Consider the following 15,182-nt stretch of genomic DNA (forward strand, 5'->3'; position numbering starts at 1 on the left):
TGCATCACCTCATATTCAGTTTATTCTGCTTTTTGAGATCGAATGCCAGCAGATGGTGTCAGCAGGATGTTTTTCATTTCCTTGAGCTGAGCTTCAGGTATTTCGCAAGCCTCGATTAAATATCGCTCTGTACTTCCGTATGTCGCCATCATCTCGTTTAGCACATCTTCCAGATAATCTTGCTGCACACCGAGAAGCGGTTGAATTTGCTCTTTTGACACCCGGTATAAACTCATCATGCGGACAAATCGCTGCTGCCTTCTGACAAGCATTTTCACACCTTCATTGGAACGCATATATTCACTTAAAACGGCCGGCATCGGTACACCTGCTGCTAATTGAATAAGGGCAGATAAAAAGCCTGTCCGGTCCTTACCGCTCGTGCAGTGAAGCATCAGCGGGTAATTGCTCTTATCTGAAAGCAGTGAGAACAGCTGCTGAATCTCTTCTTTACGCTCTGTGAGCATACTTTGATATAAATCTTTCATAATCGGTGTAAATGAGAGAGATTTCCCTTCAGTTGTCAGCATACGAAACATGGTCCACTTACTTGGCATCTTACTGTCAGGCTGCATCGGGATATGAACGATTTTGTTGTGTTCCTTGATTTTTGGCGGATGTGATTTGCGTTCTGAGCTTGTTCGGAGATCACAAATGGTTTGAATCCTAAGCTTTGAGAACGTCAACATATCTTGTTTTGTGAGACGCGATAGATCTGCGGATCGATAAATCATTCCCTGCCTGAACACCATCTCACCTGTTGTTTGAAGTCCCCCTACTTCTCTAAAATTCGCAAGCTTTGAAAATGGGTTGTTTGATTGATTCATAGAAGTGAAAATCCTTTCCGTTACGTTCTTTTCTCTATCATACGCTTTTATTGAGATGGGGAAAAGAGAAGCCATTTGGTATAATGGAAAAAGGAGATTCGGATGGATTGGAGATATGAAGCATGATAAAAACAAAACGGATTCAGCAAATCAAAGAGTATGTGTTTGACCGGGAATCTGCCTCACTTGATGAGCTTGTGGCGCATTTTGGCGTCTCAAAAAACACGATACGCCGAGATATACAAGCATTGGTCGAGTCCGGCGTACTAAAGAAAGTGTACGGCGGAGTCGCTGTGAACCATTCAACATTAGTAGTATATCAAGAGCGAAAGACCCGCCAGCTCAGTAAAAAGCAATTGATCGGACAAACGGCTGCTGCTTTTGTGGAAAATGGGGATATGATTTTTGTTGATTCTGGTACGACAACACTTGAAATGCTTCCCTATTTGACTGAGAAACAGGTGACCGTTGTGACCAATAATGTAGATTTTATTACACAGGCGATGCCTTATGAAAATCTCACTATCTTTTCCACCGGCGGGATGCTTGAGAGAAAAACGAATTCTTTCGTTGGCTATCAAAGTGTAGAGCGTTTGAAAGCTTACAATGTCAATAAAGCCTTTATCGCATCAACTGGTTTATCCATTGATCACGGAGTCACGAATTCGTCCCCACTTGAAACGGATATTAAAAAGACAGTTGTTGAAAAAAGTGCCAAAACGTTTTTATTAGTTGATGATAGTAAGTTCGATCACTACGCTTTGACCACGTTTTGTGATTTACACGATCTTGATGTCGTCGTGACGAATAAACAGCCAAATGAAGATTATCTTCAATATGGAAAAGATCATGATGTACGGTTTGCCACGCCTTCATCAAATGAGAAGACGTAAATAAATGGATCACAAAAAAACGGCTCAGGAATTTGAGCCGTTTTTTGATTCATTCATTTCAAGCTGCATGATCATGCGGAATAAAAAACGGTACACGGCTGAGATGACTTCAATAAAAGGCATATTTTCATGGATGTCCTCAAGTTCAAGAAGCTGTAAATTCACATCGAATAAGCCGTCTTGCCCATTAAATTGAAGCTGCGCACCATTTAATGAAGCCAGCATGTCTTTTAAAATACCTGTGTCTTTTTTAGGACGTTTTAAACCGAATAACACGGTATACGTTTGAAACACTTCGTCCCATTCAATGGCTAATCCATCGACTCTCACCACATCAAACCACTTTGATTCGATATAAATGAATTCTTTTTGATGTTGTTTTACATATGTAAGCGGTGTGTTTAGAAATGAGGCGCCTTCTGTTTGAATCATGTCCTCGGATTCTTTGTCTACACGCTCTATATATACATCGCTAAAGCGTGCCTCTTCCTTTATTCTTGCACCTTCTAAAGGCCAATTGTGGCGCGCCGCTTCGTCATATTCAAAGTCTGTCAGCGCTTGTCCTTCTTTCAATAGATCTTGTAAGCGATTTTGCAATGACATGGCTATGTCTCCTTTCTTCTCTTTCATGTGCGTTTATTATTTTAGCATAACTCATGAAAAGAAAGATATGACTCAGCATATGATGGTATGATAGTGTCAAAAGAAACATCTCGGAGGGGTACGTTTTGCTCACAATGACACTGGCAGAAAAAATCGTAGACGAGGTCAAAAAAGTGCTGACTGAGGAAATCATCATCGCACAAACAAACGGCACCATCATTGCGGCAACAGATCCAGCGCGCATTGGTCAATTTCATGAAGGGGCGTATCTGACATCCTTTGAAGGACAAAAACGAATCCTCACAAAGGATGATGAGCAGCAAATGAAAGGGGTCAAAGCCGGCATCAATCTGCCTATTTATTTTAAGCAAGAGGTCATTGGTGTGATTGGGATGACAGGAAATCCCGTCCATGTCTCTCCATTTGGCGAAATATTACGAAAAATGACCGAACTGCTTATTCAAGAGCATGAATTTTTTCTAGAAACGGAAACCGATGAACGGCAGCTTGAAGCGTTTGTGTTCGACTGGCTTCATCTGCCAGAGACAGCAATCAATCTCACTGAAAAAGCAGCGCGGCTTCAGCTTGATGTCAAAAAACAGCGTGTCGTCGTCCTCATTGATTGTCACGATGAATCGTTTATGAAGCAGGATCAATACAAAAAAGTAAAGGAAATGCTGCATCTCACAAGTCAGGAAATGATCGTTCGCTGGGGACATGCCCGCTTTTTGCTCATGCTGCAAACCACAGCAGATGATCGTGATACCTTGCAGCAGCGTCTTTTTCACATCCATGCTTCCCTCACCTCACGTTCCACATCAAAGGTTTTGATAGGTGCGGGAAAACCAGCAGCTGGACATATGATGAAGCAATCCTTTCATCAAGCCTTTCGTGCCTTAAAATTGGCGAATGTGGATACACCGATTGTGTTTGATGAGGATTTAACACTTGAACTTTTTATAGAAGAAGTGAGTCAGGAAACAAAAGAAGTGTTCCTTGATCGAACGATCGCCCCACTTCTCCCCTACCCTGAACTAGTGAAAACATTGCGTGTACTCATGACATCAGATTACTCATTGAAGTATACCGCGGAAGCGATGCACGTACATATCAATACACTGCATTACAGACTAAAACGTATCCAAGATTTAACGGCACTTGATCCAAAACGCATGCAAGATGCGATGCTCTTTTATTTAGCCTTGATGCTATTAGATCATCATCCAAATAAACGAGGCGAACAGCCCAATATTTTGTAGAATCGTCCATAGGCATGAGGCGATTCTTTTTTTATACTGAAAGAAACGGTATGTCTAATCAGTAGGAGTGAATGCGCATGTTAAATTCTGAATTTTTAAGTCAATTAAAAAAGATTGTCGGTGCGCCCTATGTACAAGACAGTAAAGCCGATCGGCTTGCCTACTCTTATGATGCAACACCTAATTTTCAGCATATGCCAGATGTCATCGTAAGCCCGCGCGCGGCTGAGGACATCCAGCAAATTGTCCGGCTCTGCGCTTCATATAAGGTGCCGATCGTGCCAAGAGGATCAGGAACGAACCTTTGTGCAGGAACCTGTCCTACACAAGGCGGACTTGTGATGTTGTTTACAAGAATGAACCAATTAATCGAAATAGACGAAGAAAACCTCACCGCAACGGTCCAGCCTGGTTTGATCACACAGGAACTTATTCGCCAAGTAGAGGCAAGAGGTCTCTTCTACCCACCAGATCCAAGCTCGATGAAAATCTCCACGTTAGGCGGCAATATTAATGAAAATTCAGGTGGTCTCCGGGGGTTAAAATATGGCGTGACGAGAGATTATGTACTTGGACTTGAAGTGGTGCTGCCAAACGGTGACATCATCAAAACGGGCGGCAAGCTCGCTAAGGACGTGGCCGGGTATGATATGACCCGTTTATTTGTTGGATCAGAAGGAACGCTCGGAATTGTCACAGAAGCCACGCTGAAGCTTTTGCCGCTTCCAGAAACCAAACAAACGATGCTTTGCTTATATGAAAGCCTAGAGGAAGCAGCCGCATCAGTTTCGGCGATTATTGCAGAGCGTATTATCCCCGCCACATTAGAATTTATGGATCAGCCAACACTGAAAGTCGTCGAAGACTTTGCCAAAATCGGCCTGCCGACTGACGTTCAAGCGGTGCTATTAATCGAACAGGACGGCAACCCTGAGGCCGTTTCCCGTGATATAGAGAACATCGCAAAGGTCTGTCAGCAGCACGGTGCAAAAGGAGTAAATATCGCACATTCTGAAGAAGAGGCAAGTGCCCTTTTAACAGCGAGACGAGCCGCTTTATCTGCCCTCGCCCGTTTAAGCCCCACAACGATTTTAGAAGATGCTACAGTCCCCCGGTCTGAAATTGCTAACATGGTGCGGGCGATCGAAGACATTGCGAGAGAGTACGAAGTGAAAATCTGTACATTTGGTCATGCAGGTGACGGGAATTTACACCCTACTTGTGCAACTGATGCAAGAGATGAAGAAGAAATGAAGCGGGTCGAAGAAGCCTTTCAGGCCATTTTTGAGAAAGCAGTCTCCCTTGGCGGCACCATTACGGGTGAACATGGCGTGGGTCTGATGAAAGCCCCCTATTTAGAGCTAAAGGTCAAAAAAGAAGGAATCGCTGCAATGAAAGCGATCAAACAAGCGCTAGATCCAGCAAATATTATGAATCCTGATAAGGTATTTGGAAAAGCAGCAAGAAAGCGGGTGGTGGTCTCATGAATTCCTCTAAACAATCAGAGATTCAGCAAAACTTTCAGCAGCAAATGGATGAAAAGGAGCTGCTCAACTGCATGCGCTGCGGCTTCTGCCTCCCTTCCTGCCCTACTTATATTGAATCCGGTCAACAAGAAACTCACTCTCCCCGCGGCCGGATTGCTTTAATGAAGGCGGTGAGAGACGGCGTGATTGAGCCCGATGAAGATGTCGAACATTCACTGAACCTTTGTCTTGGCTGCCGTGCATGTGAACCGGTCTGCCCTTCCGGCGTCAAATATGGACGTTTACTTGAGGATGCGAGAGACATCCTTCAGCAGCACAAAAAACAATCTCTTCCTGTCAAATTTGTGAGACGTGTTGTGTTTAAAGGACTCTTTCCTTCACAAAGCCGAATGCGTCAAGCGGCTGGACTTCTGCGATTTTATCAAACCTCTGGTCTGCAAACGGCCGCCCGCAAGTCTGGCATGCTGAAGGTGCTTCCGCCGCATTTACAGCTGATGGAGCAGGCCCTTCCAAAGGTGCCGCGTCAACAAAAAAGCCGTGCGTTAGAATACAAAGCCATTGGCACGGCAAGAAAGCGTGTGGCCTTTTTTACTGGCTGTTTAATGGACACCGTTTTTTCCAGCACAAACGAAGCGACCATCCAGCTTTTGCAGCTGGCCGGCTGTGACGTTGTCATCCCTCCTGTTCAGACGTGCTGCGGTGCACTTCATGGCCATAGCGGAGAAAAGGAGCAAGCGAAACAGTTAGCAAGGCGGAATATTGAAGCATTTGAGGAGATAGAGGCAGATGCCATTGTTATGAATGCGGGCGGATGTGGTGCCTTTTTAAGTGATTACGATCATTTGCTTCAGGACGATCCGGCTTTTCAAAAACGAGGTGAAGCCTTCTCAAAGAAAATCACGGATATATCAGACATTCTCGTGGAGCTTAAGTTTCACCAGCTTACATCGCTTGCCGTGCCAGAGCAGATCATCACCTATCAAGACTCTTGTCACTTACGAAATGGAATGGGTGTAGAGCAAGCGCCAAGGGTGCTGATGAAGTCGATTCACGGGGTATCATTTAAAGAAATGAAGGATGCCGACCGCTGCTGCGGATCCGCCGGAATTTATAATATTTTGCAGCCAAAGATGTCGATGCAAATTTTAGATCATAAAATGACAGAAGCTAGTCAAACAGCTGCGTCTGCTATTGTCACGTCCAATCCAGGCTGTCAGCTGCAAATGGCAGCGGGTATCAAACGTTCAGGACAATCGCCCAGCATGCGTGCCGTCCATCTCGCAGATTTTTTATTAGAAGCCGTTCAATATGGAAAAAAAGCGTCCAGCTCATCAAGCTGAACGCTTTTTTTCATGCATATCTTCAGACAATTAGTTGGATAATAGAGGCAAATCGCGGAAGGAGATGATTCAAGTGCTGAAGAAAAACAAACAACATCAAAAGGACCCAAATTCAGTATTTGAGGCATTGTCACGTTCCTCTGATTTTACAAACGAATTGTCACGAAGTGAAGGTTTTCTTTATCGAATCTCTTTTTTTCGTTCTTTAATTAATGGTCATCTACTCCATGAACAAATTTTGCCCTGCATGAAAGAGTTGCACCTCACCCCCACTCTTGAGGAGCTGAAAGAACGAATCCCCATTGAACAGTCTGTCATCACAACCGATCTTCAAAAAGTGGAAAAAGCCCTTCACCTAGGTAACTTGGCCATTAGGCTCGAAACGGACTGGGGCAAAGCGCTTCTGATACCGATTGAAGAAAAGAAAGGCAGACAAGTAGGACCGCCTGATATTGAATTTGGCATTATCAGTGCACAGGAAGCATTTGTGGAGGTTTTGGATACCAATTTAAATTTGGTCAGACGGCGGCTGCCAACACCGAACCTGAAAGTGGCGGAAAAGACGGTTGGCACGCTATCTCAAACAAAAGTAGCGGTGTTATATATCGAAGAAATCGCCAACCCGCAAAACATCGAAACTGTTCTGCAGCGAATTGAGGACATTGATTATGATCAGATTTTAGATGCGAATTACCTCTCTCAAATGCTTAATGATGTATCCAATACCATCTTTCCGTTGTTTTTGAATACAGAAAGACCTGACCGTGTGTCTTCAGGTTTATCGGAAGGGAAAATTGCCATATTAGTGGATGGATCGCCTCATGTCTTGCTTGCTCCGACTATTTTACTTGAGTATTTTTCCACTATGGAAGACTACAATATGTCGTGGATTGCGGCTTCTTGCTTTAGACTGTTACGCATATTTGCAGTGATATTCTCCATTTTTGCGACACCTTTATATGTAGCCGTTTTAACCTTTCATTATGAGCTGATCCCAAAGGATTTATTAGAAACCATTGTGTCCTCGCGCTATCTTGTTCCATTTCCTCCGATCATTGAGGCCCTATTTTTAGAGATTTCGATTGAATTACTAAGAGAAGCAGGATCGAGGCTTCCAGCTAAAGTCGGACAGACACTCGGGATTGTTGGAGGGATTGTCATTGGACAGGCTGCTGTGGCAGCAGGCTTAACAAGTAATATTTTGCTCATTATTGTTGCCCTTTCTGCTCTTGCCTCATTTGTCACCCCTATTTACAAAATGGGCAATGCCATTCGCCTGCTGAGATTTCCATTTCTACTTGCAGCACAGATTTGGGGCGCATTAGGTATTGCTGTGATGGGATCTTTCCTTCTCACCCATTTAATGAACTTAACGTCTATTGGGCGTCCTTATCTAGAGCCTATTTTTCCGCTGCGTCTGACTGATTTAAAGGGCAGTTTGATTCGTCCTCAGCTCCGTTTTTTGAATAAAAGACCGGAAAATTTACGTCCGCAAAATGAAACCATTCACCGGCAAAAGCCTAAGCAAGGCCGTAAGGGGAAAAATGATTTTTATGAATAAGGAAGTGAAAGCATGAGTTCTTCTTCTGTGAAAGAGAAATTTCAAGTTTCCCCTTTTTTTGTGTTTTTTCTCATTAATGCCAATCAAGTAGGTGTCGGCATTTTAAACTTTCAAACAAACCTTGTTCGTTCTATGAATAATGATGGATGGATCGCCATTCTTATTTCTGGCATCAGCGTCAATGTAATGATCTTTCTGATGTACTTGATGTTTAAAAAGGCACCTTCGGATGAATTTGGTGATATCACGCAATATGTATTTGGCAAGTGGATAGGGCAATTATTCAACATTCTCTATATCTTATATTTTGCTTCTTTGTCATTGACGGTTCTCATCCATTATATGGATGTGATCCATGTATGGCTGTTTAAAGAGATTCCTGGTCTATTGTTTGCGTCTGTACTGCTGCTGCTTGTGTATTACATTCATACCGGCGGCTTTAGAACCATTGCTGGATGGTCATTTTTTAGCATTGTACTGACGTATTGGATGACGTTTATTTGCTTTTATGCCATGAAATATAGTCATATTCGCTTCATGTTCCCGATGTTTGATCATACATTTTCGCAGCTGTTGATGGGATTGAAAGATGCCTCTTTATCCATGTTTGGTTTTGGCACGCTGCTTGTCTATTATCCCTTTATTAAACAAGCACAGACGTCTCAAAAATTTGCTCATATGGGGGCATTATTTACGACATGCTTAAATTTACTCGTCTTTCTTGTCTCCATTGCGTATTACTCAAGTGCTCAGCTCAAATTAACAAAATGGCCGACGTTAACGTTAACAAGCATTGTGAAGCTTCCGTTTATCCAGCGCTTTGACTTTATTGAAGTGTCCCTTTGGCTGTTTTTGATTATTCCAAATATCGCGATTCCATTATGGGCTGCGAGCCGAATGGCGAAACAAGTATTTCATACGAGTCAGCGCGTCACTTTAATCTGTCTCAGCATCCTCATTTTGGTCATGTTTTCGTTTTTTGCCGGGGCAACCTCTTTTGAAGCCTTTAATCAATGGGTGGAGTATAGCGGATACATTCTTATGTATGGATTGATTGTCTGTATGGTCATTGGACTGATGCTGAAAAAAAGGTGGGTGAAAAAACGAGCATGAAACGTTATATACTCATGGGTCTCATGTTGTTTAGCCTTTTGTTAACTAGCTGTGCACAGCCTCGCCTTTTAGATGAATTAAATATCTCTCAGGCGGCAGGATTTGATTTAGTGGAAGATGGAGAAATGAAGGGTTTCTTTGTCTTTCCTGTCTTTAAAAGTGAGGATCAAGGAAGTTATCAAATATTAAGCGCAAGGTCAAACACTATTAGTAATATTCAGTTTCTCGTGTCAGAAAAATCACCTTTTCCAGTGGTCATGGGCCAGGTACTCGTTATTTTAGTCAGTGAAAAGTTAGCAAAAGAAGTCGGCATGATCGATTTAATGAATTACATTTATCGTGATCCTATCATTGGTTCACGCCAAGTGTTTGCGATTGTAGGCGGAGAGGTTGAAGAGTTATTATACACAAAAATGAATCAAACGAACTTGAATATTGGCGTGTATCTCTCTGATCTGTTAGCCCAAAATATGCGAAATGGCAATGAACCTGTGACCAATCAGCATATTTTTATGAATCAGATGCTGGCAAAAGGGGTAGATGCTTACCTCCCTTACATCAAAAAAACAAGCAATGCCATCAAGGTCTCGGGCGTCGCTCTGTTTGATCAAGAAAAAATGGTGGGTCATATCCCAGGAGAAGAAACGTTCGCATTTAAAGCCATGATTGAAAATCATAAAAACGGCATCTACGAGTTTCAATTGGATGATCAAGCAAAGACCCATGTCGTCATTGAAAATATCAAATCACATGTGTCTTACCAGATCAAACCAACGAAAAACCTAACAAAAAAGCCTCATATCACGATTGATATCAAGCTGAAAGGTGAATTAAAAGAATTCATGAAGTCCAAAAAAATTGATAAACCGAATATATTGGACCATGTCGAAAAAAAAGTTGAAAAACGTGTCTCTCAGCAAGGACAAGACCTTGTTCAGTCTTTTAAAAAACAAAACATAGATCCGCTTGGGCTGGGTTTGAGGTATAGATCAAAAGACAAAGCAATGACACCAGAAAAATGGCAGGAAATCTATCCTGATGCGGATGTACAAATTAAATGCCATATGAAAATTGTTCAAACCGGTGTCAGTCAATAAATGAGTGGAAAATTATTCGAAAATATCTTCTTTGTTATTTATTATTTTAGACACGTTCATTTTAACTCGTGGAACGCAATCTTATTGAAGATAGTCATTTAAAGTGTTCTCTACTTCATTTTTATCTGTTCTAAGGATTTTAGGAGAACATTGTTCCACAAGGACCGGTCTATTCCCTTTAGCGCAGTTTGCCATTGTTTCAAGGGCAATTAAGCTGAAAGGTCTTCCTTTGTCTAGCCTTGTTTTCATTCTATCCCAGGTTGGACAGCTTACGGCTGCCAGCCTTCCCCAATGATCGTGAAAATGAGTGCAGGCTGACTCCATCCAATCCAATATTTTGTTAGAACGGAAACGGTACAGGCTGATAAATGCAGCTGTCGGCAATTCTTTTTCACCGATCGATTTCAATTTCTCTATCACATGTTGTAAACTCTCATCTTCTGGTAAGCTGCTGGCTGCTGCCCATGAAAGCCTGATCCAAAAGTTCCCTTACCCACCCAGCGGCAGATGTACCTAAAACATCAGCCGCGATTTCTATCATTCGTGATTTCACTTCGACATGCTGAGTTTCATCAAACCGACTTTGAACAGAGTCTAAGATCTTTTTCTCATCGTGCTGTTTCAGCGCATCGATGACATCACCCTCAAGAAACCACCTAGTGATTGAAAAGTCTAATAAAGACGCCAAATCTTGCCGAACGTCTTGTAATGTGGGTGCTTTACCTTCTTTGGTGACGATGACATCATCCTCTGATTGGAAAGCCTGTCCGTCCTCTCCATAAAAGTCATCACGTAGTAAAAATTGTTTCATTTGAAAAGATGACAATGCTCTAATCTTCGTCCTTTACATCTGGATCTTCAGGAATCGGTTCATTTAAAATCTCTTGGACGAGCTCTTTGTATTGTTCAAGCTGCTTCATATGCGTTTGAAACTGTCCTTGATAAATCAGATAGGATTCGCCGTCAAATACATAGCGGATCTTTTTTTGCTGGATTAATTTCTCAATATACGCTTCAGATACTTCTAAGTATTCAGCTGTTTCTTCGATTGTTAAATACATGTTTGTGCACCACCCGTTCGTTTCATCTAACAAATTATATCATGATCTGTTGAAAAAAACGGATGCAGCCTGTTCATATTTTCTTTACTGATTTGACGACTGACATCATGATAGTTCTTCACATAACAAGTGTTCAGCAAGTAGATCGTCTAGGTACAAGCAAATATGGTATGATAAAGTTTGCTAGACGAGAGTTTATCGTCACAGACTTGGTGGAAAAGCCAGGCATTCATGAGGCGTCTTTCGGTTTAGCCGTGAGAGGTAAGCGGAAAGCATACTCATGAGAAAAGCAAAACAAGCATAGGCTTTTATAAGGATGCTTGAAGAAAATTCGTATTTAAAGGCAGAGTGAAATGAATGGGAACCTTGTTCAATGAAATTTTAACCTGGCTGACAAGCCTTGGTTATGTAGGTGTAGCACTAGGTCTGATGATTGAAATCATTCCGAGCGAAATTGTTCTTGCTTATGGCGGATATATGGTGTCAACAGGAACAATCGGTTTTGTTGGAGCTGTTATCGCTGGCGTCATCGGAGGTACGCTCGCACAGTGTTTTATATACTGGATCGGCCTTTATGGCGGAAGACCTTTTTTAACAAAGTACGGAAAATACTTATTCATCCATGAACACCATATCGCAACTGCAGAGCGCTGGTTTGACCGATATGGAACCGGTGTGGTGTTTACAGCGCGCTTTATTCCTGTTGTCCGCCACGCCATCTCCATTCCAGCAGGTATTGCCAAAATGCCTTTTTTGAAATTTGTCCTCTTGACAGGATTAGCTGCCATCCCTTGGTCGATCTTATTTATCTATCTCGGTATGCAGCTTGGGACAAAGTGGGATCACATTCAAAGTGTTGCTCACGCTTATACAACCCCTATTATGGCCATTGCGATCGTCCTGATTGTTCTCTATTTCGTCCTCAAAAAAATTCGTACGAACCGAAAACGGACAATCTAATGAAAAACGCCTTCCACTGATCGGGTGAAAGGCGTTTTTTCTATGAATGTGATGATTGTTTTTTCATATATTGGGATAATTCCATAATCATTGCACCCATTCTCTCAAGTGACGGAGCTAGAATTCTGTCTATTCCCTCTTCTTTTAAAGCTTCAGCTGTGACTTTTCCGACGGCCACTGCCAGTACGTGCTGCTCGAATAGCTCTTGGAGTTCTTGTTTTCTGCCCCATTTTGCCGCTAATGTGAAAAAGGCGTGAACCTGAACAGCGGTTGTAAAACAGACGGCATGGACTTTTTCATCTTTCATTTCTTGAAGCAATGTTTCTGCGGCCTCTGGTTCAGGAGGTGTGTGCTGATAAGGTAAAAGCGGCAAAATATCAGCCCCTTTGTCATGTAAAAACTGGATGAGAGCCGGAGCGTTTTCCCCGTGAAGCTGCACCATGACGCGTTTGCCATGAAACTCCTTGTCTTCAAGCTTTGAGATCATGTCACGAACCGTTCCATCTTCATCAGATACGTCTGGCTGAATTCCGCGTTTTTTGAGTGCTGCAAAGGTTTTATACCCTCTTGAAGCAATATGCGCATTTGATAGAATGTGCATAAATGCTTCCCCCAGATGAAGCTCTTCTGCACTCTCAATCAATGTGTCTGTCCCGATGCCTGTTGTGAAAATCACCCAATCCGCACCCTGCTTCACAAAGGTTTCAATGCCTGGCTTTAACTCCTCTTTGGCTAAAAATACGGTTCCTTGAAGAGAACGAATAACGGCTTGTCCCCCTTGCTTTTCGACAAGTGTACGCATTTCTTCTGTTTTTCTCGTTCCACAAATGGCAATCGTTTTTCCAGCTAAGCCTTTACTCATTTTATCCCTCTTTTTCTATCACATTTGATATGTATTAAATATAGATTTATTTGGAAGACGTTGCAAGTGTCTACTAAAAAAGAGCTTGACGTTTCGGTCTAATTCGAGTATCTTTTGTAAGTGCAAATTGTAGGAGGTCATTATGGAAAAACAGAATGTTCAAGCTATTCGATTATCAATTGCAGACCCAACACCACTTGGTTTGTTTGGTTTAGCAATGGTGACGCTCGTTGCGTCCTCACAAAAACTAGGAATTACAGATGGCACTTCCCTTATTTTACCTTGGGCTATCTTCCTTGGAGGCATCGCGCAGCTAATCGCGTCCATACAAGATTCAAAGCATCATAATATTTTTGGAGCCACTGCCTTTGGCGCATTCGGTCTTTTTTGGATGGGCGTTGGAACGACTTGGCTCATTCAAGCCGGCGTTTTTGGGAAAACGCTTGCGGGAGCAGCAGATCCAAAACAACTAGGTTTTGCGTTTATCGGTTATTTGATTTTCAGCTTGTTTATGACGATTGGTGCTATGGAAACACATAAAGTACTATTTTTGATTTTCGTCTTTATTGATTTCTTATTCCTTGGTCTTTCCCTTAGCTCGTTTGGTGTGATGTACGATGTGACTCATACCATTGCCGGTATCGCAGAATTGATCATTTCCCTGCTTTCGTTTTATGGTTCAGCAGCTGTTGTGCTCAATACTCATTTTGGCCGAACTGTGCTGCCAATTGGACAACCATTTCGTATTTTTACAAAAGCATAAATAAAAAAGAACTGCTTTGTGCAGTTCTTTTTTCATGTTTATTTTTCTTGTGCCTCTTGGAAGATCTCTCCGATGATTTCATACGAGCGCATTCTTTCTTGATGGTCAAACATATCCGAATTAATCATCACTTCGTCTGCTTGAGTGGCTTCAATAAAGGCTTCCAATTCTTTTTTCACCTTTTCTTTATCCCCGATCATTGTCGAACTTAATTGTTCATCCACCATCGCTTTTTCATACGGACTCCAAAGGCCGTCCATACTGTCGACAGGCGCTTTGAGTTTTCCTGGAGTATTTCGAATGAGACTCAAAAACCGCTGATAATGAGAGGTCGCCAAATATTCAGCTCGCTCTGTTTGATCTGCAGCAAAAACTGTCACACCTACCATGGCATAAGGCTCTTTTAACACATCAGAAGGTCTAAATGACTGTCTATACAACTCTAAAGCAGGAATTGTATTTTTAGGTGAGAAATGTGCCGCAAAGGCAAATGGCAATCCAAGCTCTCCTGCAAGTCTTGCGCTAAAACCACTTGAACCAAGAAGCCAAATGGGAATGTCCAGTCCTTCGCCTGGTACTGCTCTTACATGTTTTTTAACCTGACCTGTTGGTTTGAAATATTGCCGAAGTTCTTCAAGCTGCTCCGGGAAATCTTCTCCGTTATGAAGGTTACGTCTGAGAGCTCTTGCCGTTAACTGATCCGTTCCCGGTGCTCTGCCAAGACCTAAATCAATTCTCCCCGGATATAATGTCTCAAGTGTCCCAAATTGTTCAGCAATGACAAGTGAAGAGTGATTTGGCAGCATAATCCCGCCAGATCCTACTCGAATTTTTTCGGTTCCCCCAGCAATATATCCAATTAAAACGGACGTTGCAGAGCTCGCAACACCTTCCATATTATGGTGTTCTGCCAGCCAGTATCTATGATAACCCCACTTCTCCGACTTTTTTGCTAAATCCATACTATGTTCAAAAGACTCCTTAATGGTGCCTCCTTCTGTCACAGAGGATAAATTTAAAACGGAATAAGCTGTGCGCTGTAAAACTGATTGACTCATAAATGATGTCCCCATTTCTGTCAAAAATCATACTAGTTACATACTTTCAACACCATAACATAAAATCATGAAACATTTAAATGATTTGATTCGATGATTTTCGAAATGATGAGTTTCTAGGTTTTACTTCCAATTTGAAAATTTGCACATAGAATGAAATATCAATTTTAGGAGATGGGCAATTTGTACAATCAATTCGATCACAAATGTCCCTTTTGCGGTAAATATCATGAGCAGCCTCATTACAAAAGATCGTCATGACCGTCCTCAAAGAAGAGACTGTCCATTTATCAATCAA

Annotated in this window: 16 protein-coding genes; 9 read left to right on the top strand and 7 right to left on the bottom strand. The window is 42.2% G+C overall.

Going from position 1 to position 15,182, the window contains the following annotated elements:
* Nucleotides 1-20 precede the first annotated feature (20 nt).
* A complete protein-coding gene (locus MKZ03_RS08925) occupies nucleotides 21-827 on the bottom strand; it encodes a tyrosine-protein phosphatase (RefSeq protein ID WP_307499726.1) in 807 nt (268 codons plus the stop codon).
* A 122-nt stretch (nucleotides 828-949) separates the two neighbouring features.
* On the opposite strand from MKZ03_RS08925, the gene MKZ03_RS08930 reads away from it, so the two are divergent.
* Complete coding sequence (locus tag MKZ03_RS08930) at nucleotides 950-1,720, top strand: DeoR/GlpR family DNA-binding transcription regulator (RefSeq protein WP_341031584.1); 771 nt, start codon at nucleotides 950-952, stop codon at nucleotides 1,718-1,720.
* Nucleotides 1,721-1,744: 24 nt separating this feature from the next.
* Here MKZ03_RS08930 and MKZ03_RS08935 read toward each other — a convergent pair whose 3' ends face one another.
* The gene (locus MKZ03_RS08935; protein ID WP_341031586.1) at nucleotides 1,745-2,323 is read right to left on the bottom strand and encodes a branched-chain amino acid aminotransferase; all 579 of its coding nucleotides are present in this window, start codon (nucleotides 2,321-2,323) and stop codon (nucleotides 1,745-1,747) included.
* A 125-nt stretch (nucleotides 2,324-2,448) separates the two neighbouring features.
* On the opposite strand from MKZ03_RS08935, the gene MKZ03_RS08940 reads away from it, so the two are divergent.
* The 6 genes from MKZ03_RS08940 to MKZ03_RS08965 all read left to right on the top strand — a co-directional run bounded on the left by MKZ03_RS08940 (nucleotide 2,449) and on the right by MKZ03_RS08965 (nucleotide 10,180).
* Nucleotides 2,449-3,582, top strand: a complete 1,134-nt coding sequence (locus MKZ03_RS08940) for a CdaR family transcriptional regulator (RefSeq protein WP_341031588.1) — start codon at nucleotides 2,449-2,451, stop codon at nucleotides 3,580-3,582.
* 77 nt (nucleotides 3,583-3,659) lie between these two features.
* The gene (glcD, locus tag MKZ03_RS08945; RefSeq protein WP_307499730.1) at nucleotides 3,660-5,069 is read left to right on the top strand and encodes a glycolate oxidase subunit GlcD; all 1,410 of its coding nucleotides are present in this window, start codon (nucleotides 3,660-3,662) and stop codon (nucleotides 5,067-5,069) included.
* Nucleotides 5,066-6,409: a (Fe-S)-binding protein gene (locus MKZ03_RS08950; protein ID WP_307499732.1), complete on the top strand. Its 1,344-nt coding sequence runs from the start codon at nucleotides 5,066-5,068 to the stop codon at nucleotides 6,407-6,409. The genes glcD and MKZ03_RS08950 overlap by 4 nt, the downstream gene beginning before the upstream one ends.
* Before the next feature lie 73 nt (nucleotides 6,410-6,482).
* A complete protein-coding gene (locus MKZ03_RS08955; RefSeq protein WP_341031591.1) occupies nucleotides 6,483-7,970 on the top strand; it encodes a spore germination protein in 1,488 nt (495 codons plus the stop codon).
* 12 nt (nucleotides 7,971-7,982) lie between these two features.
* Nucleotides 7,983-9,083: a GerAB/ArcD/ProY family transporter gene (locus tag MKZ03_RS08960; RefSeq protein ID WP_341031593.1), complete on the top strand. Its 1,101-nt coding sequence runs from the start codon at nucleotides 7,983-7,985 to the stop codon at nucleotides 9,081-9,083.
* On the top strand, nucleotides 9,080-10,180 hold the full coding sequence (locus MKZ03_RS08965; protein WP_307499735.1) for a Ger(x)C family spore germination protein: 1,101 nt from the start codon (nucleotides 9,080-9,082) through the stop codon (nucleotides 10,178-10,180). Before MKZ03_RS08960 ends, MKZ03_RS08965 begins: the two co-directional genes overlap by 4 nt.
* Nucleotides 10,181-10,261: 81 nt before the next feature.
* On the opposite strand, the gene MKZ03_RS08970 is transcribed toward MKZ03_RS08965, so the two are convergent.
* The 3 genes from MKZ03_RS08970 to MKZ03_RS08980 are packed head-to-tail and all read right to left on the bottom strand — an operon-like array spanning nucleotide 10,262 to nucleotide 11,241.
* The gene (locus MKZ03_RS08970; RefSeq protein ID WP_341031595.1) at nucleotides 10,262-10,600 is read right to left on the bottom strand and encodes a hypothetical protein; all 339 of its coding nucleotides are present in this window, start codon (nucleotides 10,598-10,600) and stop codon (nucleotides 10,262-10,264) included.
* Nucleotides 10,601-10,613: 13 nt separating this feature from the next.
* Nucleotides 10,614-11,006: a hypothetical protein gene (locus tag MKZ03_RS08975; protein ID WP_341031597.1), complete on the bottom strand. Its 393-nt coding sequence runs from the start codon at nucleotides 11,004-11,006 to the stop codon at nucleotides 10,614-10,616.
* 4 nt (nucleotides 11,007-11,010) lie between these two features.
* Nucleotides 11,011-11,241: an excisionase family DNA-binding protein gene (locus tag MKZ03_RS08980; protein ID WP_106049519.1), complete on the bottom strand. Its 231-nt coding sequence runs from the start codon at nucleotides 11,239-11,241 to the stop codon at nucleotides 11,011-11,013.
* Between the two features lie 357 nt (nucleotides 11,242-11,598).
* Here MKZ03_RS08980 and MKZ03_RS08985 point away from each other — a divergent pair, with 357 nt between their 5' ends.
* Nucleotides 11,599-12,201 carry a DedA family protein gene (locus MKZ03_RS08985; protein ID WP_095285257.1) on the top strand — a complete coding sequence of 201 codons (603 nt, stop codon included), beginning with the start codon at nucleotides 11,599-11,601 and terminating at the stop codon, nucleotides 12,199-12,201.
* Between the two features lie 40 nt (nucleotides 12,202-12,241).
* On the opposite strand, the gene MKZ03_RS08990 is transcribed toward MKZ03_RS08985, so the two are convergent.
* Nucleotides 12,242-13,063, bottom strand: coding sequence for a uroporphyrinogen-III synthase (locus MKZ03_RS08990; RefSeq protein ID WP_106042120.1), 822 nt, complete (start codon nucleotides 13,061-13,063; stop codon nucleotides 12,242-12,244).
* A 142-nt stretch (nucleotides 13,064-13,205) separates the two neighbouring features.
* On the opposite strand from MKZ03_RS08990, the gene MKZ03_RS08995 reads away from it, so the two are divergent.
* A complete protein-coding gene (locus MKZ03_RS08995; protein ID WP_060596503.1) occupies nucleotides 13,206-13,826 on the top strand; it encodes an acetate uptake transporter in 621 nt (206 codons plus the stop codon).
* A 38-nt stretch (nucleotides 13,827-13,864) separates the two neighbouring features.
* Here MKZ03_RS08995 and MKZ03_RS09000 read toward each other — a convergent pair whose 3' ends face one another.
* A complete protein-coding gene (locus tag MKZ03_RS09000; protein WP_334749360.1) occupies nucleotides 13,865-14,884 on the bottom strand; it encodes an LLM class flavin-dependent oxidoreductase in 1,020 nt (339 codons plus the stop codon).
* Nucleotides 14,885-15,182 lie beyond the last annotated feature (298 nt).

The organism is Bacillus sp. FSL R5-0431 (assembly GCF_038002985.1).
Classification (GTDB): domain Bacteria; phylum Bacillota; class Bacilli; order Bacillales; family Bacillaceae; genus Bacillus.